Source organism: Flavobacterium sp. ACN6 (genome assembly GCF_002304005.1).
GTDB lineage: Bacteria > Bacteroidota > Bacteroidia > Flavobacteriales > Flavobacteriaceae > Flavobacterium.
In genome coordinates, this window is sequence record NZ_MRCQ01000018.1 from 34,147 (window position 1) to 60,878 (window position 26,732).

27 protein-coding genes are annotated in these 26,732 nt (G+C 32.7%); 22 read left to right on the top strand and 5 right to left on the bottom strand.

Annotated features, from left to right (window positions below; genetic code table 11):
* Positions 1 to 23 precede the first annotated feature (23 nt).
* The 4 genes from BSF42_RS20650 to BSF42_RS20665 all read right to left on the bottom strand — a co-directional run bounded on the left by BSF42_RS20650 (position 24) and on the right by BSF42_RS20665 (position 3,489).
* Complete coding sequence (locus BSF42_RS20650; protein ID WP_253251130.1) at positions 24 to 1,190, bottom strand: MFS transporter; 1,167 nt, start codon at positions 1,188 to 1,190, stop codon at positions 24 to 26.
* Between the two features lie 142 nt (positions 1,191 to 1,332).
* A complete protein-coding gene (locus BSF42_RS20655; protein WP_095955038.1) occupies positions 1,333 to 1,680 on the bottom strand; it encodes a cupin domain-containing protein in 348 nt (115 codons plus the stop codon).
* A 16-nt stretch (positions 1,681 to 1,696) separates the two neighbouring features.
* Positions 1,697 to 2,602 (bottom strand): archaemetzincin family Zn-dependent metalloprotease, encoded by a 906-nt coding sequence (locus BSF42_RS20660; RefSeq protein WP_095954991.1) that lies wholly within the window; start codon positions 2,600 to 2,602, stop codon positions 1,697 to 1,699.
* Between the two features lie 14 nt (positions 2,603 to 2,616).
* Positions 2,617 to 3,489: a sugar phosphate isomerase/epimerase gene (locus BSF42_RS20665; RefSeq protein WP_095954992.1), complete on the bottom strand. Its 873-nt coding sequence runs from the start codon at positions 3,487 to 3,489 to the stop codon at positions 2,617 to 2,619.
* A gap of 586 nt (positions 3,490 to 4,075) precedes the next feature.
* Here BSF42_RS20665 and trmD point away from each other — a divergent pair.
* The 21 genes from trmD to uvrB all read left to right on the top strand — a co-directional run bounded on the left by trmD (position 4,076) and on the right by uvrB (position 25,456).
* Entirely contained in the window at positions 4,076 to 4,750 is a 675-nt protein-coding gene (gene trmD, locus BSF42_RS20670) for a tRNA (guanosine(37)-N1)-methyltransferase TrmD (RefSeq protein ID WP_095954993.1), read from the top strand.
* A gap of 232 nt (positions 4,751 to 4,982) precedes the next feature.
* Complete coding sequence (gene rplS / locus BSF42_RS20675) at positions 4,983 to 5,333, top strand: 50S ribosomal protein L19 (protein ID WP_095954994.1); 351 nt, start codon at positions 4,983 to 4,985, stop codon at positions 5,331 to 5,333.
* Positions 5,334 to 5,613: 280 nt separating this feature from the next.
* The gene (locus BSF42_RS20680; protein WP_095954995.1) at positions 5,614 to 7,833 is read left to right on the top strand and encodes an NADP-dependent isocitrate dehydrogenase; all 2,220 of its coding nucleotides are present in this window, start codon (positions 5,614 to 5,616) and stop codon (positions 7,831 to 7,833) included.
* Positions 7,834 to 7,978: 145 nt separating this feature from the next.
* Entirely contained in the window at positions 7,979 to 10,360 is a 2,382-nt protein-coding gene (locus BSF42_RS20685) for a TonB-dependent receptor (protein WP_095954996.1), read from the top strand.
* 27 nt (positions 10,361 to 10,387) lie between these two features.
* Entirely contained in the window at positions 10,388 to 11,209 is an 822-nt protein-coding gene (locus BSF42_RS20690) for a DUF4249 domain-containing protein (RefSeq protein WP_095954997.1), read from the top strand.
* A 2-nt stretch (positions 11,210 to 11,211) separates the two neighbouring features.
* Positions 11,212 to 11,694, top strand: a complete 483-nt coding sequence (locus BSF42_RS20695) for a GyrI-like domain-containing protein (RefSeq protein WP_095954998.1) — start codon at positions 11,212 to 11,214, stop codon at positions 11,692 to 11,694.
* Positions 11,695 to 11,696: 2 nt separating this feature from the next.
* Positions 11,697 to 12,137, top strand: a complete 441-nt coding sequence (locus BSF42_RS20700; protein ID WP_095954999.1) for a DinB family protein — start codon at positions 11,697 to 11,699, stop codon at positions 12,135 to 12,137.
* A 148-nt stretch (positions 12,138 to 12,285) separates the two neighbouring features.
* Entirely contained in the window at positions 12,286 to 12,948 is a 663-nt protein-coding gene (locus BSF42_RS20705; RefSeq protein WP_095955000.1) for a thiamine diphosphokinase, read from the top strand.
* A gap of 158 nt (positions 12,949 to 13,106) precedes the next feature.
* Complete coding sequence (xerA, locus tag BSF42_RS20710; protein WP_095955001.1) at positions 13,107 to 14,150, top strand: site-specific tyrosine recombinase/integron integrase; 1,044 nt, start codon at positions 13,107 to 13,109, stop codon at positions 14,148 to 14,150.
* 137 nt (positions 14,151 to 14,287) lie between these two features.
* Positions 14,288 to 15,583 carry a phospholipase D-like domain-containing protein gene (locus tag BSF42_RS20715; protein WP_095955002.1) on the top strand — a complete coding sequence of 432 codons (1,296 nt, stop codon included), beginning with the start codon at positions 14,288 to 14,290 and terminating at the stop codon, positions 15,581 to 15,583.
* 180 nt (positions 15,584 to 15,763) lie between these two features.
* Positions 15,764 to 16,396: a DUF4240 domain-containing protein gene (locus BSF42_RS20720; protein WP_095955003.1), complete on the top strand. Its 633-nt coding sequence runs from the start codon at positions 15,764 to 15,766 to the stop codon at positions 16,394 to 16,396.
* 182 nt (positions 16,397 to 16,578) lie between these two features.
* Positions 16,579 to 17,196 carry a hypothetical protein gene (locus BSF42_RS20725; RefSeq protein ID WP_095955004.1) on the top strand — a complete coding sequence of 206 codons (618 nt, stop codon included), beginning with the start codon at positions 16,579 to 16,581 and terminating at the stop codon, positions 17,194 to 17,196.
* Between the two features lie 146 nt (positions 17,197 to 17,342).
* Positions 17,343 to 17,933, top strand: coding sequence for a hypothetical protein (locus tag BSF42_RS20730; RefSeq protein WP_141248491.1), 591 nt, complete (start codon positions 17,343 to 17,345; stop codon positions 17,931 to 17,933).
* A 171-nt stretch (positions 17,934 to 18,104) separates the two neighbouring features.
* A complete protein-coding gene (locus BSF42_RS20735) occupies positions 18,105 to 18,731 on the top strand; it encodes a hypothetical protein (RefSeq protein WP_095955006.1) in 627 nt (208 codons plus the stop codon).
* Between the two features lie 155 nt (positions 18,732 to 18,886).
* Positions 18,887 to 19,501, top strand: coding sequence for a hypothetical protein (locus tag BSF42_RS20740; RefSeq protein WP_141248492.1), 615 nt, complete (start codon positions 18,887 to 18,889; stop codon positions 19,499 to 19,501).
* A 159-nt stretch (positions 19,502 to 19,660) separates the two neighbouring features.
* Positions 19,661 to 20,113, top strand: a complete 453-nt coding sequence (locus BSF42_RS20745; RefSeq protein WP_095955039.1) for a hypothetical protein — start codon at positions 19,661 to 19,663, stop codon at positions 20,111 to 20,113.
* A 162-nt stretch (positions 20,114 to 20,275) separates the two neighbouring features.
* A complete protein-coding gene (locus BSF42_RS20750; protein WP_095955008.1) occupies positions 20,276 to 20,722 on the top strand; it encodes a hypothetical protein in 447 nt (148 codons plus the stop codon).
* 401 nt (positions 20,723 to 21,123) lie between these two features.
* Entirely contained in the window at positions 21,124 to 22,074 is a 951-nt protein-coding gene (gene rlmF, locus BSF42_RS20755) for a 23S rRNA (adenine(1618)-N(6))-methyltransferase RlmF (RefSeq protein WP_095955009.1), read from the top strand.
* 80 nt (positions 22,075 to 22,154) lie between these two features.
* Positions 22,155 to 22,391 carry a uroporphyrinogen decarboxylase gene (locus BSF42_RS20760; protein WP_095955010.1) on the top strand — a complete coding sequence of 79 codons (237 nt, stop codon included), beginning with the start codon at positions 22,155 to 22,157 and terminating at the stop codon, positions 22,389 to 22,391.
* Positions 22,392 to 22,475: 84 nt separating this feature from the next.
* The gene (locus BSF42_RS20765) at positions 22,476 to 23,417 is read left to right on the top strand and encodes an alpha/beta fold hydrolase (RefSeq protein WP_095955011.1); all 942 of its coding nucleotides are present in this window, start codon (positions 22,476 to 22,478) and stop codon (positions 23,415 to 23,417) included.
* A gap of 47 nt (positions 23,418 to 23,464) precedes the next feature.
* The gene (gene uvrB / locus BSF42_RS20770; RefSeq protein ID WP_095955012.1) at positions 23,465 to 25,456 is read left to right on the top strand and encodes an excinuclease ABC subunit UvrB; all 1,992 of its coding nucleotides are present in this window, start codon (positions 23,465 to 23,467) and stop codon (positions 25,454 to 25,456) included.
* Here the strand turns inward: uvrB and BSF42_RS20775 are convergent.
* A complete protein-coding gene (locus BSF42_RS20775) occupies positions 25,453 to 25,854 on the bottom strand; it encodes a TerB family tellurite resistance protein (RefSeq protein WP_095955013.1) in 402 nt (133 codons plus the stop codon). The two genes, uvrB and BSF42_RS20775, sit on opposite strands and share 4 nt — an antisense overlap.
* A 57-nt stretch (positions 25,855 to 25,911) precedes the next feature.
* On the opposite strand from BSF42_RS20775, the gene BSF42_RS20780 reads away from it, so the two are divergent.
* Positions 25,912 to 26,712, top strand: a complete 801-nt coding sequence (locus BSF42_RS20780; RefSeq protein ID WP_095955014.1) for an alpha/beta hydrolase — start codon at positions 25,912 to 25,914, stop codon at positions 26,710 to 26,712.
* The last annotated feature ends 20 nt before the right edge of the window (positions 26,713 to 26,732 follow it).

Genomic DNA, 26,732 nt, shown 5'->3' on the forward strand with positions numbered 1-26,732 from the left:
ACGCAAATTTACAAATTAATTTTTTAATCAATTTGCGCTTTTGTTTTTTTAGTCCCTATGTTTCGGGATGATTTATAAGTCAGTCCGTAAATTGCCAATGAGATTAATGATAAAACCATACAGCCAATAGCTACCGCATGCCATCCGCCTAGTTTCCACAATAACAATCCGTATGCAGATCCAGCAGCAGTTCCTAAGAAACTGAAAGACATAAATACAGTATTCAATCTATTTCTGGCTTCTGGTAATAAAGAATAAACGCGGGTTTGGTTTGAAATGTGAACACCTTGAATTCCTACATCAATAAATACAATTCCAATTGCAATTCCTATTACACTTTCTACAGAAAAATAGAAAACCATAAAGCTAATTAAAATCAATAAACAGCCGTAACCAACTGCAATTCTGGAATTTCCTTTATCTCCGAGTTTACCAACCAAAGGTGCTGCTAAAGCTCCAGAAGCACCAACAATTCCGAATAAACCAATTGTGGCACTATTAAAATTAAAAGGCTCACCAGAAAGCAGTAAAACCATTGTTGTCCAGAAAGCTCCAAACTGGGCAAAACTGAAAACATTGATTGCCGTTGCTTCACGCAAAACAGGCTGTGTTTTTATAAGGGTAAATAAAGATTTAATTAACTGGCCATAAGTGCCTTGAAACTGCGGTTTATTAACTGGGAATTTATTTTGAATGACAAAAAAGATTAAAAGACAAATTCCGGCAGCGATATAAAACATAGACCTCCAGCCTAAAACCTGACCAATAAAACCGCTTAAAGTCCGCGAAAGCAAAATCCCGACTAAAAGTCCGCTCATAATTGTTCCGACAACTTTTCCCCGCTGTTCAGGCGCACTTAGAGAAGCAGCCAAAGGCAGGATAAGCTGTGGCACTATAGATGTGATTCCAATAAGCAGTGAAGCAATTTGTAAAATAAAAAAACTCTTTGCCGTTGCTGCAATTAATAAGGCAATTACAGAGGCAAAAGTGGTCATTAAAATTTGTTTTTTTCGTTCTATTTTGTCACCAAGAGGCACCATAAAAAACAACCCAATTGCATAACCCGCCTGAGTTAAATAGGTAATAGTTCCTGCGCTGGCTTCGGGAATTTTAAATTCGTTGGCAATTAGAACAATCAGAGGCTGGCAGTAATAAAGATTTGCAACTATAAGACCAGTGCAAACTGCCATAAAAAGTACATTTGTTTTAGATAAATTCATGCTGCAAAAATACCGATCTAATCTTAATCAAAAGTTTAAAAAAGTTATAAAATTTTTAAATTTAAGATCAGATCAGTCTTTTCAGCTTATATTTTGGTTGATTCTAAAAGTGTTACGACTTCAAAAAATCTTCTCTTGCCGGACCAAAAACATCCGTCAGCATGCCCGTTTCCAAACAAACAACCCCATGAATTGCGTGAGGCGGAATGTAAAAGCTATCGCCTTCTTTTAACGTTTCGGTTACACCATTTATCGTAACATCAAATTTACCGCTCGCCACATAAGTAACCTGCGTGTGATAATGTTCGTGCAAAACGCCAATTCCTCCTTTTTCAAAATGTACATTTACCAGCATCACTCTGTCATCAAAAGCCAAAATTTTACGTTTGATTCCTTCGCCAACTACTTCCCACTCTATTTCGTCGCCTTTTATAAACTCTTTGCTTGTTCCTACACTCATATTATTTTTATTTAATTTATTCAATGCTTTTAAGATCTTTCTTCATTAACTGCAAACCTTCAGCTAAATTGTTTTCCTTAAAATACTTTTCTAATTCTTTTAACCTTTTTACATTATCGTATTTAAATCCTGAATTTAATTTTCTTTGGCAAAGAGAACACAATCTAATAGAATGCATATCTGTTTCAGACATGCTATTGGTTCCATTCATAACACAATTAGCTTCAATACAATGATGCAGACCAAACATATGCCCTATTTCATGAGAACATATTTTCAATAATCGATCTAGAGATAAATTAAAATCGGCTTCTTTTTGCATTCTATACATCGAACTTACCGCGATTTTATCTCTGTAAGATGCGAGTCCAAAAACATAATTCCATTCGGGTTTTGGGTACAAATCCTTTTCTGTTATTGCCATTAACGCAATTCTTTTATCAGGATTCTCTTTTTTTAGAACATCATTTAAAATATAACCTGCCAAAAATTGTTCTTGTCCTACATTGTTAATTCTTCTGGCATGGTTGGGAATAATATCATTTGAAACATTTTCTAAAACCTTAGTTTCCAATTGAAAAAATACTTGCAGGTACTGACGAACTAATTCTATCTGCTTCAATTGTTGTGAATTAAATTCACCGATAGGCTCTAAATAAATAATATTTTCTTCTTTGGTTGGCACAACATGTCTTGTTTTTATAAACTGCCCAAAACTCTGTCCTTTTTCTTTCCGAGAATACAGCCAGTCTCCAAATTCTGGTTTACCAAGTTTTACATCATTAGCTTTAATGTCTGCAAAGTAAGGCAGCAGCGGAAAATCTTGTTCTGTCTTTGATTGCAGACTTGGACTAGATTTTTCCTTTTTTTCTGATTGACAGGAGCAAAAAATAACAAATACCAGCAAAAGAAGTCTCTTCATAAATTACATATTATTTAGATTAAGTTTTTTGAAATAAAATCGCAGCTAGATTTAATAGAATCAAAAGAATTAACTGCAAAATTATTTTCCTGTTCTACAAAAAAATGAATCATTCCTGATTGTTTTGCTGCTGCAAATAAAGGTTTAAAATCTATTAAACCCGAACCAACTTCAGTATTTAAATCGTTATTATTTTTGTCTTTATCCTTTACATGCCACATTTTGAAACGTCCAGGATTTTCTGAGAATAATTTAATTGGGTCATTTCCAGAGTGAATTACCCAATATAAATCCAATTCAAAATAAACAATATCTTTATCGGTTTCATTTAGTAGAATCTCGTAGCCTGTAATTCCCTCATATTTTTGAAATTCAAAATCATGATTATGATAAGCCAATTTCAAACCTGCTTTTTCGCACATTTTAGCAGCTTCATTTAAGCGTGAAGCAATCTTTTTATAATCTTCAAGATTTCTTCGAAAAGGTTCATCGACCCACGGAACAGTCAAAAACTCACTTTTTAGATTTTTTGCTGCTTCGATTGAAGCTATTAATTCCGACGTATTTCCATCATATAAAAAGCTTCCCAAATTGTAATGACCGCTTACTGCTTTTAAACCATTATCGTCTAAAAGTTTTTTTAACTCTTTTGGAGTCAGTCCCCAAAATTGGTCTTTAATAGAAAAACCATACGTCTCAACGGTAGTAAATCCTGCTTTTGATACTTTTTCTAAAGTTGCTTTTACATCATTCGGAAGTTCTTCACGAAGTGTATATAACTGTAAACCTATTTCTTTTTTATTCATAGAAAATGCTAATGATGGTTGAGCCAAAACAGCTGTTGTTGCAAGACCTGTGGTTACTATAAAATTCCTTCTTGTAATCATTTGGTTAGATAAATTTCATAAGGTAAATTTATTATAAAAAATGATTCTCAAAATTTTTTATAAAGTTTTAAAATACGGGACGCCATTTTCCTTGCTTCATAATCATCATTTTACCCTGATTTAAACGCTCTCGTGAATGATTTATAAAAAAAGAGTACTTTAAAAATTGCTTTTAAAAGTACTCTTTTTTATACCGACAAAAAGATAAATTGATTTTATTTACTTAAACCAATTACGTTTTTTGATTCAACAGTTTGAGGCGGGAATTTTTGCTTTTCATCATGCCATGAATAAATTTTTTCCTTCTTTATTTACATATAATTGTATTTCCAATAATAAGGACCAGCGATATTGGAATCATCATCATGACCATTGGTAAAAATTTGATCAGCGTACAGCAATATTTAATTATCCTGATCGTCATGAAATACTCTGATCGGAGATCCCCAATTTTTAATTAATTTTTGTTTGGATACGATGAAGTGCACTGCATAGATGTATGTTCTTCTATTCTATTCAAAATCTTTTAGAAATTGACAACTATTAACTTTGTATCTTTGTCGCCAAGAAAATCATTGAATAGAAAATGCGAATTGATATTATTACACTTTTACCAGAATTATTAAGAAGCCCGTTTGAAGCTTCGATTATGAAACGTGCCATCGATAAAGGTTTGGTCGAAGTACATTTTCACAATCTTCGTGATTATAGTACTAACAGACAGAAAAGTGTAGACGATTATCCATTTGGAGGCGGTGCTGGTATGGTAATGACAATTCAGCCAATTGATGATTGTATTACCCATTTAAAAAGTCAGCGTGAGTACGACGAAATAATTTATATGTCTCCGGATGGTGACACTTTAAATCAAAAAATGGCCAATACGATGTCTATGTATGAAAATATCATCATTTTGTGCGGCCATTATAAAGGTGTTGACCAAAGAGTTAGAGATCATTTTATTACTAAAGAAATTTCGATTGGCGACTACGTTTTATCTGGAGGAGAATTAGGCGCTTTAGTTTTATCTGATGCTTTAATTCGATTAATCCCTGGAGTTTTAAGTGACGAAACCTCAGCTTTAACAGATAGTTTTCAGGATAATTTATTATCAGGACCTATATATACAAGACCAGCAGATTATAAAGGATGGAAAGTGCCAGAAGTTTTAACCAGCGGCCACTTTGCAAAAATCGACAAATGGCGCGAGGATATGGCGTATGAACATACTAAGAATAGACGACCTGATTTACTTGAGTAAGATTAAAAAGTTTTCAGTCTCGGTTCTCAGTTTACATACTGGATTCATTTCGCAAGAACTGAAAACTGACACTGAAAACTGCGACTAATTACCATTTTATCAACAACTTAAAATAATTTACAATTTATAATTCATAATTTATAATTATTTTTTACATTTGCACCCGAATTAGACTAACCTCTGGCGAAATCCGTGAATGTTACTCTATTAAAAACAATAATATAAAATTATCATGGCAGATTTATTAAAATTCGTTCAAGACGAATTCGTTGCTAGAAAAGATTTCCCTGAATTTGGAGCTGGAGATACTATTACAGTATTCTACGAAATTAAAGAGGGTGAAAAAACTAGAACTCAGTTTTTTAAAGGAGTTGTTATTCAAAGAAGAGGTTCTGGTAACACAGAAACTTTTACTATTCGTAAAATGTCTGGAGCTATTGGAGTTGAGCGTATCTTCCCAGTAAACTTACCAGCTTTACAAAAAATCGAAATCAACAAGAAAGGTGCTGTACGTAGAGCTAGAATTTTCTACTTCAGACAACTTACTGGTAAAAAAGCTAAGATTAAAGATAAAAGAAGATAATCATTTATCGAATTGTTATAAAAAACTCGTTTCATATTATTTGAAACGAGTTTTTTTTGCCTTCTATTTTCAGCACTAACAAAACTGTAATTTTTTAATATCAAAATCATCGAATTAGCAATTTAACGAGCTCGAAATAACAATCTGTTAATTTCTGCTTTTCTCGGGAAAACTCAACCGTTTTCGTTGTGATTTTATTATATTTGCTCCGCTCATTTTGAGCCGAATATACCTGTTACATCGTTAACTCCCAACGATACGATTATAAAAAAAAAAGAAAATGACAAAATCAAAAATTTTTTACACCTTAACTGATGAGGCGCCGTTATTGGCAACTTACTCTTTGTTACCAATTGTTCAAGCTTTTACAGCGACAGCTGGAATTGAAATCGAAACCAGAGATATTTCGCTGGCAGGAAGAATTTTATCGAATTTCCCAGATTCTTTGACAGATGCTCAAAAAACTGGAGATGCATTGGCAGAACTTGGCCAATTAGCAACTCAGCCGGAAGCAAACATTATTAAATTACCAAACATTTCAGCATCTGTACCGCAATTAAAAGCTGCAATTGCTGAATTACAATCTCACGGATACAACGTTCCAAATTTCCCAGAAGATCCACAAAATGATGCTGAAAAGGAAATTAAAGCAAAATATGCAAAAGTTTTAGGTTCTGCTGTAAACCCAGTTTTACGTGAAGGTAACTCTGACCGTAGAGCTCCAAGAGCAGTTAAAAACTTCGCAAAAGCAAATCCACACTCTATGGGTGCTTGGTCTGCTGATTCAAAAACTAAAGTGGCATCTATGCCAAATGGTGATTTTTACGGAAGTGAAAAATCATTAACTGTAAATGAAGCAAACGATGTAAAAATCGAATTTACTGCTAAAGATGGAACTACAACTGTTTTAAAAGCAAGTACTCCGCTTAAAGCTGGAGAAATTATTGACAGTTCAGTTTTAAGCGTAAGCAAATTAAAAGCTTTTGCAGCTGATGCTATTGCTGAAGCAAAAAAAGAAGGAGTTTTACTTTCTGTGCATTTGAAAGCTACAATGATGAAAGTTTCAGATCCAATTATCTTTGGCGCTATCGTTGAAGTATATTTTGCAGATCTTTTCAAAAAATATGAAACTTTATTTACTGAATTAAACATTGATACCAGAAATGGTTTAGGCGATATCTATGCAAAAATTGCAGGAAGACCTGAACAGGCTGAAGTTGAAGCTGACATTACTAAAGCAATCGAAAACGGACCAGCTTTGGCAATGGTTAATTCTGATAAAGGAATTACAAACTTACACGTTCCTTCTGATGTTATTGTTGATGCTTCTATGCCAGCAATGATCCGTACTTCTGGACAGATGTACAACAAAGAAGGAAAACAACAAGATACTCTTGCTGTTATTCCGGACCGTTCTTACGCTGGAATTTATACTGCAACAATTGATTTCTGTAAAAAACACGGTGCTTTTGATCCTAAAACAATGGGAAGTGTTCCTAACGTTGGATTAATGGCTCAAAAAGCTGAAGAATACGGATCTCACGACAAAACTTTCCAAATAAAAGGTGACGGTGTTGTTCGTGTTGTAGATGCAAACGGAACTGTTTTAATGGAACAAAACGTTGAAGAAAACGATATTTTCAGAATGTGTCAGGCAAAAGACGCTCCTATTCAGGACTGGGTTAAACTTGCTGTAAACAGAGCTCGTTTATCTGATACGCCTGCTGTTTTCTGGTTAGACGAAAACAGAGCACACGATAGAGAATTGATCGTTAAAGTTCAAAAATACCTTAAAGATTACGATACTACAAACTTAGATATCCGTATTTTAAATCCTATTGCTGCTACTGAATTTACTTTAGACAGAATCATCAAAGGTTTAGATACTATCTCTGTAACAGGAAACGTTTTACGTGATTACCTTACCGATTTATTCCCAATTTTAGAATTAGGAACTTCTGCAAAAATGTTATCTATCGTTCCTTTAATGAACGGCGGGGGATTGTTTGAAACTGGTGCTGGAGGTTCTGCTCCTAAACATGTTGAGCAATTTACAGAAGAAGGATATTTACGTTGGGATTCATTAGGAGAGTTTTTAGCTCTTGGTGCTTCATTAGAGCATTTAGGACAAACTTTAGACAATTCTAAAGCAATTGTTTTAGCTGAAACTCTTGATGAAGCAAACGATAAATTCTTAGCAAACGATAAATCTCCAGCTCGTAAAGTTGGGCAAATTGACAACCGTGGTTCTCATTTCTATTTAGCTTTCTATTGGGCTCAAGCTTTGGCTGCTCAAAACAAAGATGCTGAATTGAAAGCGATCTTCGCTCCAATTGCTGCTGAATTTGAAGCTGAAGAAGCTAAAATCGATGCAGAATTAATTGGTGCTCAAGGAAAAGCGCAAAGCATTGGCGGTTACTACCAGCCAACTGCTGAGTTAGTGAGCAAAGCGATGCGTCCTAGCGCAACATTTAACGCTATTATTGCTAAAATCAAATAATTCAAAATACATAAATCGTATTTTTAATAAATAAAAAAAGGACAGCTCTCAAAGTTGTCCTTTTTTTTTATTAACTTATGTTTAACAAAAGTTTCGTGGTAATGTCTAGCAAGAATTATTAACTATGTAATTCAAAATCAATGTAATGATTACAAAAAATACCTGCACATTTTTTCTTTTTATTTTAACGATTTTCAGCGCCTTTTCACAAGAAAAATTTACATTAAGCGGTACCATCAGCGACAGCAAAAATAATGAAACTTTAATTGGAGTAAATATCTACATTCCGGCTTTAAAAATCGGAGCAACTACAAACGAATACGGATTTTACTCACTCTCTGCTCCTAAAGGAGAATATGAAATTGAAATCAGTTATGTTGGCTACCAAACCATTCAGAAAAACATTCTTCTAAATCAGAATACAAAAAACAACTTTTCTATCAGCGAAGGCGGCGAAGAATTACAAGAAGTTATAATTACAGATAACAAAAGTAAAATCAATATCAAATCGCCCGAAATGAGTGCCAACAAACTTTCTATTGCCACAATAAAAAAAATGCCCGTTGTTCTCGGAGAAGTCGATGTTCTTAAATCCATTTTATTACTTCCAGGCGTTACTAATGCAGGAGAAGGCGCTTCTGGATTCAATGTCCGCGGAGGCGGTGCAGACCAGAACCTCATTCTTTTAGATGAAGCTACCATATTTAATTCATCACATGTTTTCGGATTCTTTTCTGTTTTTAATCCAGACGCCATCAAAGATTTAAAACTCTATAAAGGAGGAATTCCTGCACGCTATGGCGGAAGAGCTTCATCTGTTTTGGATATTTATCAAAAAGACGGAAGCAGTAAAGATTTTCACATGAACGGCGGTATCGGATTAATCTCAAGCCGTCTGCTTGCTGAAGGTCCAATTGTAAAAGACAAAGGTTCGTTTTTAATTGGCGGAAGAGCTTCTTATGCCCATTTATTTTTAAAACTCTCCGAAGATGATAAAAATAATACTGCTTATTTCTACGATTTAAACACCAAATTAAGCTATAAACTCAACGACAATAACAGCTTGTATTTATCCGGATATTTTGGCCGTGATGTTTTCAGCTTAAATAAAAGTTTCACCAATACGTACGGAAATTCAATTTTAAATTTGAGATGGAATCATTTATATTCTGATAAATTATTTTCTAATCTTTCCCTGATTTACAGTGATTATTATTACGGATTAGACCTTGATTTTGTTGGCTTCAAATGGGACTCTGGAATTAAAAACTATAATATAAAATACGATTTCAAGCATTATCTTTCAGATAAATTAAAACTAAATTACGGCATCAACGGAACGTATTATGAATTTAATCCCGGGACTATCAAACCAACCGGCACAGATTCAGGAATTAATCCCGATCAATTGGATAAGAAATATGCTTTTGAACCTTCTGTATATTTAGATGCAGAAAGTCAGCTTACTACTAAAATCACCATTGCTTACGGATTGCGTTACAGCCTTTTTTATAGATTAGGTTCTTCTACAATTAATTATTACGAAAATGATCAAGCAGTAATTTTTGATACCGATATGCAGATTTATGAAAAAGGAACACCCACTTCTACACAATATTTCGGCAAAAATAAAGTGATTAAAGACTATACTAATTTCGAACCCAGATTCTCTGTTTCTTACCAATTAAATAACGATCAAGCCATAAAAGCGAGTTACAACAGGATGACACAGTATCTGCAATTAATTTCGAATACCTCATCTCCTACTCCGCTTGACGTTTGGATGCCGAGTGATAATTACATCAAACCGCAGCTTGCAGATCAGGTTGCTTTAGGATATTTTAGAAATATTAGCAATGGTGATTACTCATTTGAAGTTGAAACTTACTACAAGGAAATTCAAAACAGACTGGATTATATCGATGGTGCCGATTTAATTGCGAACGATGCTATCGAACAAGTAATTTTAAACGGTCAGATGCGCTCGTATGGCTTGGAAATTATGTTCAAGAAAAACAAGGGTCAGTTTAATGGCTGGGTTTCCTATACTTTATCTAAATCAGAGCAGCAGACTCCAGGCCGAACGCCGGATGAAATTGGAATCAACAATGGTCAATGGTATGCTTCTGCTTATGACAAAAGGCATAATTTAGCCATAACATCGGCTTATAATTTAAATGAAAAATGGTCGTTTGGTGCTAACTTTGCTTTGCAGTCCGGACAGCCGGTTACGTATCCGAATGGACAATATGAATACTTGGGAATTACGGTTCCAAGTTACGGATTACGAAATAAAAACCGACTCCCTGCGTATCACCATTTAGATATTTCTGCTACTCTGACACCAACTAAAAACAAAGGCCGAAATTGGAAAGGCGAATGGGTTTTCAGTATCTACAACCTTTACAATCGCATGAATGCGGCCTCAATTAATTTCCGTCAAAATGTTGACACGGGCGCAAATGAAGCAGTGCAGTTATCCATTTTCGGCATTGTTCCAGCGGTAAGTTATAATTTCAAATTCTAAAGATCAATTCAGAAACTAAATATAATTATGAAAAAATTAGTTTTGTTAATCGCATTTTTCACATCAATTTTCTTTACCAGCTGTGAAGATGTTGTAGATGTTGACTTAGATACGGCCCCTCCAAAATTAGTAATTGAAGCGGCAATAAACTGGGAAAAAGGCTCCAGCGGAAGACAGCAGGTAATAAGGCTTACGACAACTACAGGTTATTTTGACGACTTGATTCCTATTGTTTCCAACGCCGTGGTTTTTATAAAAAACAGCAAAAACCAGCAATTTAATTTTAATGAATTTAATAAATCGGGAAATTATGTCTGTAATGATTTTAGAGCTGAAATGAACGAGCAATACACCTTAACGGTTATCAGCGGCGGCAATACTTATACGGCATCAGAAATCTTAAAATCGGTTGCACCAATAACAAGAATGGAGCAAAAAAATGACGGCGGTTTTACAGGACAGGATATTGAAATTAGGTCTTATTTTACAGATCCGGGCGACGAAGACAATTATTATTTATTTAAATACGTTTATTCTAATAAAGTGACTTCAAACTTCTATGTTTCTGAAGATAAATTCTATCAGGGAAATGAAATTTTCAGCAGCACTGATGACGAAGATCTAAAAGCTGGTGATGAAATTGAAGTGACACATTTGGGAATTTCAAAACAATATTACAATTACATGAATATTCTGGTAAGTATTGCCGGAAGTAATATTGGCGGACCATTTCAGTCACCGCCGGCAACAGTAAAAGGAAACATTATTAATACGACCGATAAAAGCAATTATCCTTTGGGTTATTTCTCTTTGAGCGAAACGGTTACAAAAAAATATACTATTCAGTAATTATGCAGCCACTAATAAAATCTTTATCCGAAAAAAAACTTATTGGACATTCTATCGAAATGTCTTTCCTAGAAAATAAAACATTTCAGTTATGGAGTGGTTTTATGCCAAAACGAAAGGAAATAAAAAATGCAGTAAACGCTAATTTATACTCTTTGGAAGTATATTCCGAAAATCATTTTGATAACTTTGATCCTAGCGATAATTTCCAAAAATGGGCTGCAGTAGAAGTTTCCGATTTTGAGAATGTTCCAACAGAAATGAAAAAATTAATTGTACCTAGTGGTTTGTATGCCGTTTTTCTTCATTCTGGACCTGCGGCAGAAGCACATAAAACCTATCAATATATTTTTGCAGAATGGCTTCCAAATTCAGAATATATCGTAGACGAAAGACCGCATTTTGCAGTAATGGACGAAAAGTATAAAAAAGACGATCCAGATTCTGAAGAAGAAATTTGGATTCCGATAAAAAACAGAAGCTAGTTATGATACTTGAAACTCTAAAAATACTTTTTAATAGAGATTTGAATAAACTCAAATTCGAAATTGAATCGTACCAATATGAAAATCAAATTTGGGCTGTCAATAACGATATTTCCAATTCTGGCGGTAATCTTTGCCTCCATTTAATTGGAAACTTGAATACTTACATTGGCGCAGAGATTGGAAAAACAGGCTATATTCGAAATCGCCCATTAGAATTTTCACTAAAAGATATTCCGAAATCAGAATTAATCCAGAAAATTGAAGATACAATCCTAGTGGTAAACCATGCACTTGATGTTTTAAATGAAAAAGATTTAAACACTATTTATCCGCAGATTGTTTTCGAAAAAGAAATGACAACCGGATTTTTCTTAGTACATCTTTCAACGCATTTAGCGTATCATTTAGGCCAAATAAATTATCATAGAAGACTGATTTAACAAATTCCAAATTTTAAATTCCAAATTCCAAAAAAGAGCGAAGCGATTTTTTTGGAAAAATCTAAAATCTAAAATCTATCCCGAAACTTCGGGACTAAAATCTAAAATCTAAATGTACCTTTGTACAACATTCAAAAAAAAAACTAAAATGTCATCACACCATATAGTTCGCGACGATCAGGAACCTGCTTTAATAATTGCCAACGGCTCTGCCTGCGATCCTGAATTATTGGGACAATTGCTTGAATGGTCTCCTTTGGTTGTTGTTTTAGATTCGGCTATCGAAAGAGTGATCGAATTGGGCATAAAAGTCGATGTTCTTTTAGGTGATTTTGACCGTGGTTTCGATCCTGAAATCTATAAAATTTCACAATTTCCAATAGAAATTGTCCATACACCAGATCAAAATAAAACAGATCTGGAAAAAGCATTCGATTACCTTATCGAAAGAAAAATTCCTGCCGTAAACGTAGTTTGGGCAACCGGAAGACGCGCCGATCATACGATAACAAACCTTACTAATATTGTTCGTTACCGCGATTTACTTAAAATTGTAATTCTTGACGATCACTCCAAAATATTTTTGCTTCCGAATAAATTCGAAAAATGGTACACAGCCAAAACGCCTATTTCTTTGATTCCTATTGGTGTTGTAAACGGAATTTATTCGACCAATTTAGATTATCCACTTCAAAATGATACACTTACTATGGGGTACAGAACCGGAAGTAGTAATTCTGTCGCACAAGACGGGCTTATAACGATCACACATCAAAATGGTGATTTGTTGTTGATGGAGTGTATTGATTAAATTATTTCTGAGAATTCAGATTACTTTGACAGAAGTTTTTTTGAAATCTGATCCTCCATACACTTTTAGTAATTTAATTGCATAAAGCCACTGACACAGTAGTTCTTATTTTAAATACATAACTATTTTCTTACTTTAGCTGTTAAATTATTACAACGATGAATTGGGAAGCTAGAATTATTACTTATAAAAAAGAAAAAAGAATTGCAGTGTATTTTGAAAAAAATGCCGAATTAATACAACGAATGAAAAAACTGGCAGGTTCACGCTGGAGCCAAACTTTGGGCGTTTGGCATCTCCCTGACACAGTTGAAAACAGGAAACGGTTTCATTTGGTTTCTCTTTCACATTCTTTACCATCAACAGAAGGCATTGAGCAGATAAAAAAATACATTCAATGGCTTTCTTCTAAACGATACAGTTCCAACACTATCAAAACGTATTCTGAAGCTTTGAAATCTTTTTTGGTATTTTATAGAGAAAAAACTATTGCCGACATTACCAATGAGGATTTGATTACTTACAACAATGAATTTATCCTTAAAAACAATCTTTCATCTTCTTATCAAAATCAAATCGTAAATGCTATAAAATTATTTTTTAGTACTGTGAGAGGTGCCAAAATTGAAATTGACAAAATTCATCGTCCCAAACGTTCAAAAATTTTACCTAACGTTTTGAGTAAAGAAGAAATAAAATTGATTTTGAATGCACATTCCAACATCAAACACAAAACAATGCTTTCGTTGATCTATAGTTGCGGATTGCGCCGAAGTGAGCTTTTAAATTTAAAACCTGCCGATATTAATTCTAAAAGAGGAATTGTCATTATTAAACAAGGCAAAGGTAAAAAAGACCGGATATCACCTTTGTCCCTTAAAATATTAGAAATGCTTAGAGAATATTACAGTATTTATAAACCTGCCATTTGGTTGTTTGAAGGTCAAAATTCTGGAGAGAAGTATTCAGAACAAAGTTTGCAAAGTGTTTTGAAACAAGCTCTTCAAAAAGTTGGGGCCAAAAAACCAATAACGCTTCACTGGTTGCGTCACAGTTATGCAACACATTTGCTAGAGAGCGGAACCGATTTGCGTTACATACAAGAACTATTAGGTCATAGTAGTAGCAAAACTACTGAAATTTACACCCATGTAAGTACTAAAAGTATTCAGCAAATTAAAAGTCCTTTTGATGATTTATAAGGATTTATCTATATATTTGATTTAAATAAAGTATGTAGTCAGTCATACTTATCTATCCAAAACTGGTTAGATATGTATGATTTTGTCATACATATATACTAGTTAGGTGCTAGATAAAAAAAAACATCCGGATAAATATGAACGAAATAGTTTTAAAAAACCCAATTACGAACTCAGTAAAAAAATCAATTGAAAACTGTTCGAAACGTATTAATATTGCTGTACCTTTTCTTTCTGGATTTGTAAAAACAATACTTAATATTGAAAATACAGATAACATTATCGACAAGAAAATTATCACTCGTTTTGATGATTCATATATAAATTCATTTGATTTACCTACCCTTACAGCATTACTACACTGTGGTTTTGAAATAAGATACAATAATTCAATACATCTTAAATTATACATCGCAGACGAAAATATATATGTAACTTCCTCAAACTTTACAAAAGGAGGATTTGAAGATAATATTGAGCTGACAATTAAAGTCGATGAAAAAAACAATCAAGAATGTAGATTTATTTTTAATGAAATTTGGAATAAATGTGAACTTAATATCATTGACGACAAACTTATTAGCTCAAATTTAGAAAAATACGAGCTACTTAAGAAAAGGCAAAATTATCTAAAAAAGGAATCGAAGAAAATAACTAATCAAGAAAGTCCTAACTTGGAACTAGATATCCAAACCATAATAGATACAATTTTCAATGAGAAAAAAGATTATTCAAGAACTGTTCAATTATTATTTGAAGCTAATAAATTAAGAAATCAAACCAGAGCAAAACTGATAGATGGATACAACTCTGATATATTTTATGTTACAGAAGGTAATATTTTAAGAAAACAAACATTGTTTTATGATTTTGTATATGGATATGAAAGTCAACTTGCTGGTACTGGTCTTCGCGAATCTCATTTTCAATCTGTTTTTCTCCATCCTAATTTTGAAAAAGTTATTAATTATATTTTACCTGAAAAAATTGGTCTGGAACCTTGGAATTTTAAAGACGAGAAAATATTAAAAGAATTCTGCAATGGAATATTTGATTTTGATATTCCATCATATAAAGAAACTTTACCAATTAGATTGGCAACATATTTCTACCCAGAAATTCTTTTACCAGTTTACAAACTTGATCATTTGAAAGAAATTTGCGATTCATTTGGATTTAAAACAGATGCTGAAACTAAAGGAGATAAACTTTACAGCTACAATTCCTTTTTACTTAATAAAATGAAATCACTTCCTTACGAAAATATCATAAAAAGTTATATTGCATATCAAGTGAAATTTACATTAGAATTATTAGATAAACTGAAAAGAGAACAATTCGATTCGATATTAAGTGGTTACCGAAAACTTTGGATGAAAAATTTTATTATTGGCGCAAATGAAATTTTGATCAAATTGAATAAAACACAATAATGTCCAGCACCTAACACACGCTACAAGCAATTTGGGGATTTGGCTAATTGAAAGATGGTTTTGTATTTGGAAGATTTGGCAAAACCGGATAATAGGCTTAATTTAGTCCCAAACTGCTTGTAGTGCGGGAACGTTACCTGTCATTGAAGAAACCAAACGCAAAAAAAACTATATAGAATTATGAATTCAAAATTGACAATAATAATCCTTCTTTTTATTATTCAAATTTCGACGGTAAGCTGTCAAAAAAAAGAATATAATAAACCAGTAAAAACTCATGAGTATATTAACTTAACATCTTCTGATAAAAGTGGAAAGATAATGGAAGAAAATAAGTTTTGGGAATTAATTGAAGTTTCAAGAATTCAATCTAAAGATAATTATGAGCTTCAAATAAACATATTAAAAACTGAACTTCTAAAACTTGAACCTAAAGAAATTGAAAAATTTGACAATACATTTTCTGCTCTTTTAGCAGGCTCATATAATTGGAATCTTTGGGGTGCTTCTTATGTTATAAACGGAGGTTGTTCGGATGATTGTTTTGATTATTTCAGACAATATTTAATTGCTCATGGTAGAGAAAAATTTTATGAAACAATTGCAAACCCTGATGATTGTGCATATTGGATTAAATCCGAAAGTGAAGAATTATGGGAAGGACTTCAATATTCGGCTTACGATGCTTATAAAGAGAAAACAGGAAAGGATCTTCCAAAAACATATCATCCTGATTGGACGCTCAAAGGAAAAAAATTTGACGAAAACACAGTACAAGAAAAATATCCAAAACTTGCGGAAAAATTCCACTGAATAAGATCAACGACAGGTAACAGCCACTACAACGGATTTGGGCATTGGGCTTAATGGAAAGATGGTTTTGTATTTGGGATGATTTGGCAAATCCGAAAATAGGGCTTAATTTAGTCCCAAACCCGCTGTAGTATCAGAACGTTGGCGGTCAGTTTAAGAAGTCGAAGAATAAACGACAAAATATGAGTATCGAAAGAAAACAGTTAATAGAATTGTGTGACAAGTTTCTTAAGGATGAAATTCAAAAAATTGATTTATCAAATTTTGCGTGGAATTGTATAGCTTCTGACGAAATAGATTGGGACGAAAATGACGAAATAATTTCTGAAACAATTTTTGATTGGGATAACGAAGAAATAAACTTTCCCATCAATAAAGTTAATATGAAACTTTGGAAAAATAGGCTCGAAAACGATGTGGACGAATTAATGGTTTATAACAATTGGAATATTCATATTGAAAAGCAGAAAGAAATCTGTGAAAAATATGGCTCAAATTGGAAGCCCATCAATAAAACTCTTAACATTGGTACTTCCCAAAATTTAGATTTAGAGAAATTAAATGGATTCAGGCACAGAACCAAAAAAGGTGAAGTTTGTTGGTTTATTTGGAGCGGAGAATATTCAGAAGACGACAATTTTTTTCAACCAATTTGTGCTGAACATTTATTGCAAAGAAAACCAAAACTGATTGACTATTTAGGACTTGACGAAGGATTTAGATTTCTAATAACCGAAAATGGCTATGAAGATGTTTGGTTTGACGAAAAACTGTTGGAAATAGAAAAACCGAACCGCTAACAGCCGTTACACGAGATTTGGGCATTAGGTTGAATTTAAAGATGGTTTTGTACTTGGAAAATTGTGCATAACAGAAAAAACTCGCATCTTTAATCCCAAACTGCTTGTAGCGCGAGAACGTTGGCAGTAAGTTAAACATCAGAAATTTGAACGAGACATTTAAAATATTAAAAGGATTGCCGGCATATGGCGAAATATACATTTCAATTCCTGAAAATGGCTATTCTGAATTTTCAGAAGGTTTGGCAATTAAATTTATCAAAAAGGATAATACTGAATGGATTGGAAATTTTGAAACTGGAAGTTCAAGTTTGAAATTTGCAACAAAATTAAAAGACAGTGAAAATATTTTAATAATTGCGTGTGGAAATTGCTACATAATGAATTCCGAAGAAACTCAACCGAAAGTTGAATTTGGACACGATTATAAATATATTTTTGAATATAACACCAAGTTTGTTTTAGTTGGCGAATATTCTATATCTATTGTAGAAAGTATCGATAACATTGAACATTTAGACAATTTATGTTACGAAGGAATAACAAATGTAAAATTGGAAAACGAAAACTTAATTGGAGAATTAAATAATTATGATTCGTACGGAGAAGGATATAAAAATGGTTTTATTTTAAACCTAGAAACTTCAGAGTTTAAAGGAATTGAAAGAATCAAAAAGCAAAACAAAATAAATACAGAAAACATAGCTAAGAACAATAAATGGTGGAAGTTATGGTAACTAAATAACCTATTGCAACACACGCTACAAGCAATTTAGGAATTTGGCTTAATGGAAAAATTAGTTTGTATTTGGAAGATTTGGCAAATCCGAAGATAAGGCTTAATTTAATCCCAAACCTTGTGTAGCACCAGAACGTTAACTGCCATTTAAAAAAACGTAAATAAGAAAATGTCTGTAAAAAAGAGCGTTTTAGAAGGGAAAAAAAATAATGAATTATATATTTATATTCAGCCTGAAAGTAGATTTGTAGCCCAAGCTATTAAATATTCTTTTGATATTTTAAAACAAAGAGGAGAAATCTTTTCTGAAGAAGAAACCAATCGAATACTAAAATTAATTGAAGAGAAAAGTTTAAAAGAAAAGCAAGAATCAATTGGAGAAGAAGCTTGGGATAAACATTCGGTTGAAGATAATAACGCAATCGAATTGTTTTCACAGTTATCGATTTGGGGATTTTCAATTGCATTTGGAGTAATTTTTGGTAGCATTTTACTTGCGTTTAATCTTAAAAAATTGAATAAACCTAAAGTGTCAATTATTGTTGTTTTATTTGGTATCCTTTATACAGTTTTTCAATTTCTTGCAATAAATTATCTTGAAGAAATTAATTTTGTTATTAAAAGACAAACATTCCTTTTTTCGGGAGTTGGAGCATTAATTCTACATTATGTATTTTGGGAAAACTATATTGGAAAAGAAATAAGTTATAGGAAGAAGTCTATAATAAAACCTTTGATAATTTGCATTGTGATTTTTATCCCGATAATATATTCAATTATTATTGTAAACAAATAAACGACAGTTAACAGCCGTTACACGAGATTTGGGCATTTGGCTGAATTTAAAGATGGTTTTGTACTTGGAAAATTGTGCATAACAGAAAAAACTCGCCTCTTTAATCCCCAACCTCGTGTAGCACCAGAACGTTGGCAGTAATTTTAACGAAAAAAATGAGAAACAGAAAGTTAAACTTTATAATTATAATATTTTTAGTTTTTGCATTTTCAAGTTGTGCAACATTCTCAAAAAAAAGATTTCGCAAAGAAGTACAAAAACTAAAAATTGAAAATATTTCAAAATTAAGTGGAAATTATTCTTTTAACCCAATTAAAAGATATTACAGTCTTGGAAAACCAGAGGTAACAGATAATATTGCTGATTCATTAAGAAATAATAATGCGTATATGTTTTTACTAAACCAATCTCTAAATAAACACATCAAATTTGATTCCCTTAGTAAAACTAAAAACAATTTTCAGCTAAATTTAGCTATCGAAAAAAATATATTGAAAGTTAAAGTTTTAGAGGGTTTAGTAGTAATTAAAGATACAACACTGACAGGAAAATATAGAAATGGAATGTTTTATTTAGATAATAATTTTTTAGAATGTAACGGAATTCCATATCTTTTTGGAGGGTGTAGAAATAACAAAAGAAGAATTGGATTGACAAAAAATGGAAATTTGATAATAAATGAAGCTGTAAATAATGAAGGAGCTCTATTATTAATTATTGGAGCGGGATATAGTTATAATTTGACATATGAATACAAACGAGTTGAATAAAAAAACTACCACCAACACACGCTACAAGCAATTTGGGGATTTGGTATAATTTAAAGTTGCTCTTGTATCTGATAAATTTGTGTTTATCCGCAGATTTAGTTTCCTTAATCCCAAAATACTTGTAGCGCGGGAAAGTTGGCAGTAATATTACCTCAGAAAATGAAAATTCACGAAAAGAAATTTAACGAAATTAAAGACTTGCTAACTAGTAAACTTGTTGAAAAAGTTAGTATCTATAAAGAACAAGGTACCCAATTTTTAAAAATAGAAAACACTGAATTTTGGTTGTCTATTGATGAAAAAGAATTTACAGTTGGTTATGGATTTAATCATACTCATTTTAGTGAAGATTATGCAAACCTGTATGAAGGAATAATTCAAGCATTTGATTTAATAACTAACAAAGTAAAAACGACAAAATTCATAAAAGGGAATACTATTTTCAAAACAAAAACCGAAATAGAATTTCCAAATTCAAAACTTGTAAATATTGGTGAAACAGGATTATTAATTTTTCCTTTTTGGAAAAAAACTAAAATTGAAACTTGCTTTTCTGACTTAATAATTAATAAAAGCGAAATTGAAAACGAAGTGAATAAACTAATCAACTAAAAATACTACTGCTAACACACGCTACAAGCAATTTGGGCATTAGGCTTGATTTGAAGTTGATTTTATATTTGGAATGATTTGGCAAATCCGAAGAATGGGCTTAATTTAGTGCCAAACCCGCTGTAGCGCCAGAACGCTACCAGCTATTTTAGAGAATCGAATATGAGAGAAAATTGGCTTTTTATTAAAACTCCGGATCATTACGGAAAGTCGGAGATTATTCAGATTGATGAAGATATCATTTATTATTTTGTCGTTGAAAAAACTGATAAAATCGGTCTAATAAAGAACGAAAATAGAAATGAAAATCTAAGCGAGACAGAACATAAATATATAAATCAAAATCGAATTAGACTTTTTAAAAAAGGAAAAATCTACAAAGTTTTAATCGATGAAAAGTCTGTAACTGAAGATTGCGTATTCGAAAATGATTACGAAAAACTAAACGCTACTGAAACTGAATTAACAGAAAGTGAAATTCAGAATTTAAAGTTTGAGTTTAATTGGAATGGCGAAAAAAAGAATATTAGGTTCAATGAAGTTTTGGACTCGCCAGTTATGCAAGAAATAAACAAACGTGTGAATAAAGAAGGAAGCAGAATTACTTGAAAAACTAAATGAAACGCTATTTCTTTCACTTTATACAGACAATTATCTTGATAAACTAATTCCAATAAAATATGTTGACAAACAAAAGATAATTTTATATGGTTTCCCAAAAGAACCTTATGAAATTAATTGTCCAATAATAGAATAAAAAACAGTTGGTAATAGCTACAACAAAGGATTTGGCATTGGCTTACTAAAAAATTAGTTTTCTATTTGTGATGATTTACTTCTCTTATTCGCTATCGCTCGCTGTTTCCCCTATTCCTTATCTATCGAGTAGCAAATCTGTGAAAAAGCATAATTTAGTTAAGGTCTTTCCAATGTTTTATTACATCAATGCACTACTTTCATTAAGCCTTTTCTAAAAAAGGAATACCTATCTTTGCACGAAATCCATAAAAATGAAAGCAATCGACAATTCTGAAAAAAATAATTTACATCCGAGAAATCTTCACCGAACTCGTTACGACTTCGAAAAACTGATTTCGAATTGTCCAGAACTAAAAGCTTTTGTAACCATAAACAAACACGGAATCGAAACGGTTGATTTTAGCAATCCTCTTGCTGTAAAAATCTTGAATAAAGCGTTACTGCAAACTTACTACGATATTCAAAACTGGGATATTCCGAAAAATTACCTTTGCCCGCCAATTCCAGGACGAGCAGATTACATTCATTATATTGCCGATTTATTAGCAGAAACCAACAACAACGAAATTCATGACACATCAAATGTTTTAGGTTTAGATATCGGAACAGGCGCAAATTTAATATATCCGATATTAGGAAATTCCATTTACAATTGGAGTTTTGTGGCAACAGATATCGATAAAAAAGCAATTGAAAACTGCAGCAAAATTATAGAAGCCAATCCAAAACTAATTGACGCCATAAGTTTACAACAGCAAACTGAATCTCGCTTTATTTTTAAAAACATTATTACGCCCGAAGATCGTTTTACGTTCACGATGTGTAATCCGCCTTTTCACGCTTCGGCAGAAGAAGCAAATAAAAGTACATCGAGAAAAGTTTCCAATTTAAATCCGAAAGAAAAAAGAAATACAAATCCAGTTTTGAACTTCGGAGGTCAAAATGCAGAATTGTGGTGTAATGGCGGCGAAATCGGATTTGTAACGCAAATGATTTACGAAAGTGCAAAATATACTTCGCAGGTTTTATGGTTTACAACATTGGTTTCTAAAAAAGAAAATCTTTCTTCCATTTACAAAATCTTGAAAAAAGTAAATGCCGTTGCTGTAAAAACAATCGAAATGTCACAAGGTCAAAAAACAAGCCGAATTGTAGCGTGGAGTTTTATAGATAATACCGAAAAACAAAAACAATTCTTTTAAACAACTGATTTTCAAACACAAAATATTGATTTTACAATTTGATTTGCTACATTTATTGTAAACAATTTAAAATCAATTTTATGGCTGAATATGTTGGTTACCTCGCATCTGTTTTTATTGTTGGCGGATTTTTATTGAAAAACCTGAGAACAATTCGCTTCATCAATATGTTTGGCTGTATCTGCTTTGTAATCTATGGCATTTTTTTAAATGATTACAGGGATTTAAATCAATGGCTTTGGCCTGTGATAATTCCGAATGCGATTTTAGCATTTGTTCAAATTTATTATCTGACTTCCAAAAACGATCAATCGTAAAATTATGATACTTTAAAATAAAATTCTGATACACTTTTTGGCTGCCATACTTGTAACTTTAAGGTCAAATTGAATTTTATTACTATGTTAAAACTATATTCTCGTTTGGCTGTCGTGCTATTTTTAATCACAAGTTGTGCTTCAACAAAGAAGGTAAAATTTGAGGATTACGTTTTTAAAACCAGAACCGAAGAGCAGAAATACCAAAGCTCTTATGACAAAGCTTTAAAACTTTGGAACATTCCTTATACAGAAGAAGATATTCAAACCACTTTTGGAACAGCACATGTCGTTATTGCAGGTCCAAGAAATGGCAAAGATTTGGTTTTACTCCACGGAATGGATGCCAGCTCAACCATGTGGTATCCCAACATTCAGGTATTAGCTAAAAAACACCGTATTTATGCCATCGACTTTTTGATGGAACCGGGAAAGTCAAATTTAACCGCAAAAGCCCTTTCATCAGAAGAAATCGTAATTTGGTATAACGAAATTTTCTCGCATTATAAATTGAAGAAATTTGACATAATCGGAGCGTCACGCGGCGGCTGGATCGCAACATTATTGGCAACACAAAAAACAAATTCAATAGACCGAATTGTTTTATTAAGTCCCGCCCAGACTTTCAAATTTATCGATAAAGTAGGAAAAACAACTTCGGCATTAATGTTGAAACTTTTTCCAAGCGAAAAGAAATTCGGTAAAACATTAAACACTTTTTCGACTCATCCAGAAAAAATTAGTCAGATATATAAAAGACAGTTTTATTTGGCTAATAAATATGCCAAATCCAATTCGAGTATGCTTAAAATGCATCCGTTTTCAGACAAAGAATTGCAATCAATAGATAATCCCGTTTTGGTTTTAATTGGTGACAAAGACGTTATTAATTCAGAAGACAGTTTAGAACGAGCTCAAAAATATTTAAAAAACAGCAAAACAAAAGTCATAAAAGATGCTGGACATTTTTTATCGATCGATCAATCTAAAATCACCAACGACGCTATGATTAATTTTTTAGAATAGCATTCAAACTTTGTATCTTTACAAAACCAAATTTTCAGCGCACAAAAATGAAATTTCAAGTATCCTCAGAATATAGTCCAAAAGGAGATCAACCTCAAGCCATACAAAAACTGGCACAAGGTGTAGTCGACGGAGAAAAATATCAAACTTTATTGGGGGTTACAGGATCTGGTAAAACATTTACTGTAGCAAATGTAATTGAAGAAGTACAGCGACCTACTTTGGTTTTGGCACACAACAAAACCTTAGCCGCACAGTTGTATTCTGAATTCAAGCAATTTTTCCCGAACAACGCGGTTGAATATTTCGTTTCCTACTACGACTATTATCAGCCAGAAGCTTTTATGCCGGTAACGGGGGTTTTTATTGAAAAAGATTTATCTATCAACGAAGAACTTGAAAAGATGCGTTTGAGCACCACTTCTTCCCTGCTTTCTGGGCGACGTGATGTTTTGGTTGTAGCATCTGTTTCTTGTTTATACGGTATTGGAAACCCTGTCGAATTTAAAAAGAACGTAATTGAAATAACCCGAGATCAGGTCATTTCCAGAACCAAATTACTGCATAATCTTGTTCAAAGTTTATATGCCAGAACAGAAGCCGATTTTAATCCCGGAACTTTTAGAATAAAAGGTGATACGGTAGAAGTATATCCTAGTTATGCCGATGATGCCTACAGAATACATTTTTTTGGAGATGAAATTGAAGAAATAGAATCTTTTGATGCTAAAACTTCATTGGTAATCGAAAAATTCAAACGACTTACTATTTACCCTGCCAATATGTTTGTAACTTCTCCAGATGTTTTACAAGGTGCAATTTGGGAAATTCAGCAGGATTTGGTTAAACAAGTTGATTATTTTAAAGAAACAGGAAAACACTTAGAAGCCAAACGTCTAGAAGAACGAACCAATTTCGATTTAGAAATGATTCGGGAATTAGGCTATTGCTCTGGAATTGAAAATTATTCTCGTTATCTTGACGGAAGACAAGCAGGAACAAGACCTTTCTGTCTTTTAGACTATTTTCCAAATGATTATTTAATGGTTGTTGATGAAAGTCACGTAACTGTTTCGCAGGTTCATGCGATGTATGGAGGCGACCGCTCGCGTAAAGAAAACTTAGTAGAATACGGTTTTCGTCTGCCTGCTGCAATGGACAACCGACCTTTAAAATTTGAAGAGTTTGAGGCATTGCAAAATCAGGTAATTTACGTTTCGGCAACGCCGGCAGATTATGAATTGCAGAAATCAGATGGTATTTATGTCGAGCAGATTATTCGTCCAACAGGATTATTAGATCCAGTTATCGAAGTGCGCCCAAGTTTGAATCAGATCGATGATTTGATTGAGGAAATTCAGGTTCGCTGTGAATTGGACGAAAGGGTTTTGGTAACAACTTTAACCAAAAGAATGGCAGAAGAATTAGCAAAATACCTGACCAAAGTAAGCATTAGATGCCGTTATATACATTCTGAAGTGGACACTTTAGAGCGTATCGAAATCATGCAGGATTTAAGAAAAGGTATTTTTGATGTTTTGATTGGTGTTAACTTACTTCGTGAAGGTTTGGATTTACCAGAAGTTTCTCTTGTTGCTATTTTAGATGCTGATAAAGAAGGTTTCTTAAGAAATCACAGATCTTTAACGCAAACTATTGGGCGTGCGGCAAGGAACTTAAACGGAAAAGCAATTTTGTATGCTGATAAAATTACGGCGAGTATGCAGAGAACAATTGACGAAACGGAATATCGAAGAACCAAACAGATTAATTACAACGTACAAAACAATATCACGCCTCAGGCTTTAAATAAAAAAATCGAAAGCGCTTTCACCAAAAATCCGTTGGTAGAATACGAATTAGGCCATCCAATTCCAGTTGCCGCAGAACCAGAAACTGCTTATTTATCTAAAGGAGAGTTGGAAAAAATGATTCGCGAAAAACGCAAAACAATGGAAAAAGCCGCTAAAGAATTAGACTTTTTACAAGCTGCTAAACTAAGGGATGAAATTAAAAAACTACAGGAACAGCTTGCTTAATTGTGCTGTTCTTGAAAAACCTGCAGTATTACATTTGGATTAATTATCGTATTTGGTGCTTTTTTCATCATTTCTAAAACACGTTTTACTGCAGATGGATTTAATCCCATTTCTAAAGCAATCTGCTGAATGGCGTTAAATTCTCTTTCGTGCAAAACTCCGTCGCAATGCATTAATAAAGCCAGTCTGTAAAATTGATTGATACGCTGCATTTCTGACTTTATTGGAATTGATTTTACTTCTTGATGAAATAAATCTTGAAATTCTTGTTTGTTGATATTCAATTCCTGAGCTACAATCCAAAGAAAATCCAGCTCGCGTTTATGCAAATGTCCGTCTACCGTGGCAAACATAATCATTTCTAAAAGTAAACTTCTTTTTTCTGCTTCTGTATTCATCAATTTATTATTTTTAGCTAAAATATTGCTTTTATATTTAAATACAAAACACAGATAATGAAGAGGTTTTTCTTAGCTATTTTATTTTTATCAACTATTACTGGAAAGGCACAGGAAAGCACGGCTTCAAAAAACATTTCGACTTTTACAATTGAAGCTCCTCAGTTAAATACAAAAAAAAAAATCTGGATTTATCTTCCCAAAAATTATTCAAAAGACATCAAAAAAAAGTACAGCGTTATTTACATGCACGACGCTCAGAATTTGTTTGATGCTAAAACTTCTTTCTCCGGAGAATGGAATGTCGATGAAAAATTAGACAGCTTAAAAGCTCTCGTAATTGTTGTTGGAATTGAGCATGGAAATGAAAAACGCATCAATGAGCTGACTCCGTTTAAAAATGAAAAATATGGCGGCGGCGATGCCGACAATTATTTGGAATTCATTGTAAAAACGTTAAAACCTCATATCGACCAAAACTACAGAACCAAGACAAAAGCCAAAAACACTATTCTTTTTGGAAGTTCACTTGGCGGTTTGGTTTCCTATTATGGCGCTTTAAAATATCCTGAAGTTTTTGGTAAAGCAGGTGTTTTTTCTCCTTCTTTTTGGTTTTCAAATGATATTTATACTTTCACTGAAAAACAAACCAAAATCAAAACTAAAATTTATTTTCTATGCGGTGACAAAGAAAGTGACGATATGGTAAAAGATTTAACTAAAATGAAACGTTTACTAGATACCAAAAGATGCTATTGCCTTCATCTGGATAAAATCAAAATTGTAAAAAATGGAGAGCATAATGAAAAATTGTGGCGTGATAATTTTACTGACGCTTTACTCTGGCTGGGTTATTAAATTAATACTAAAAAATAATT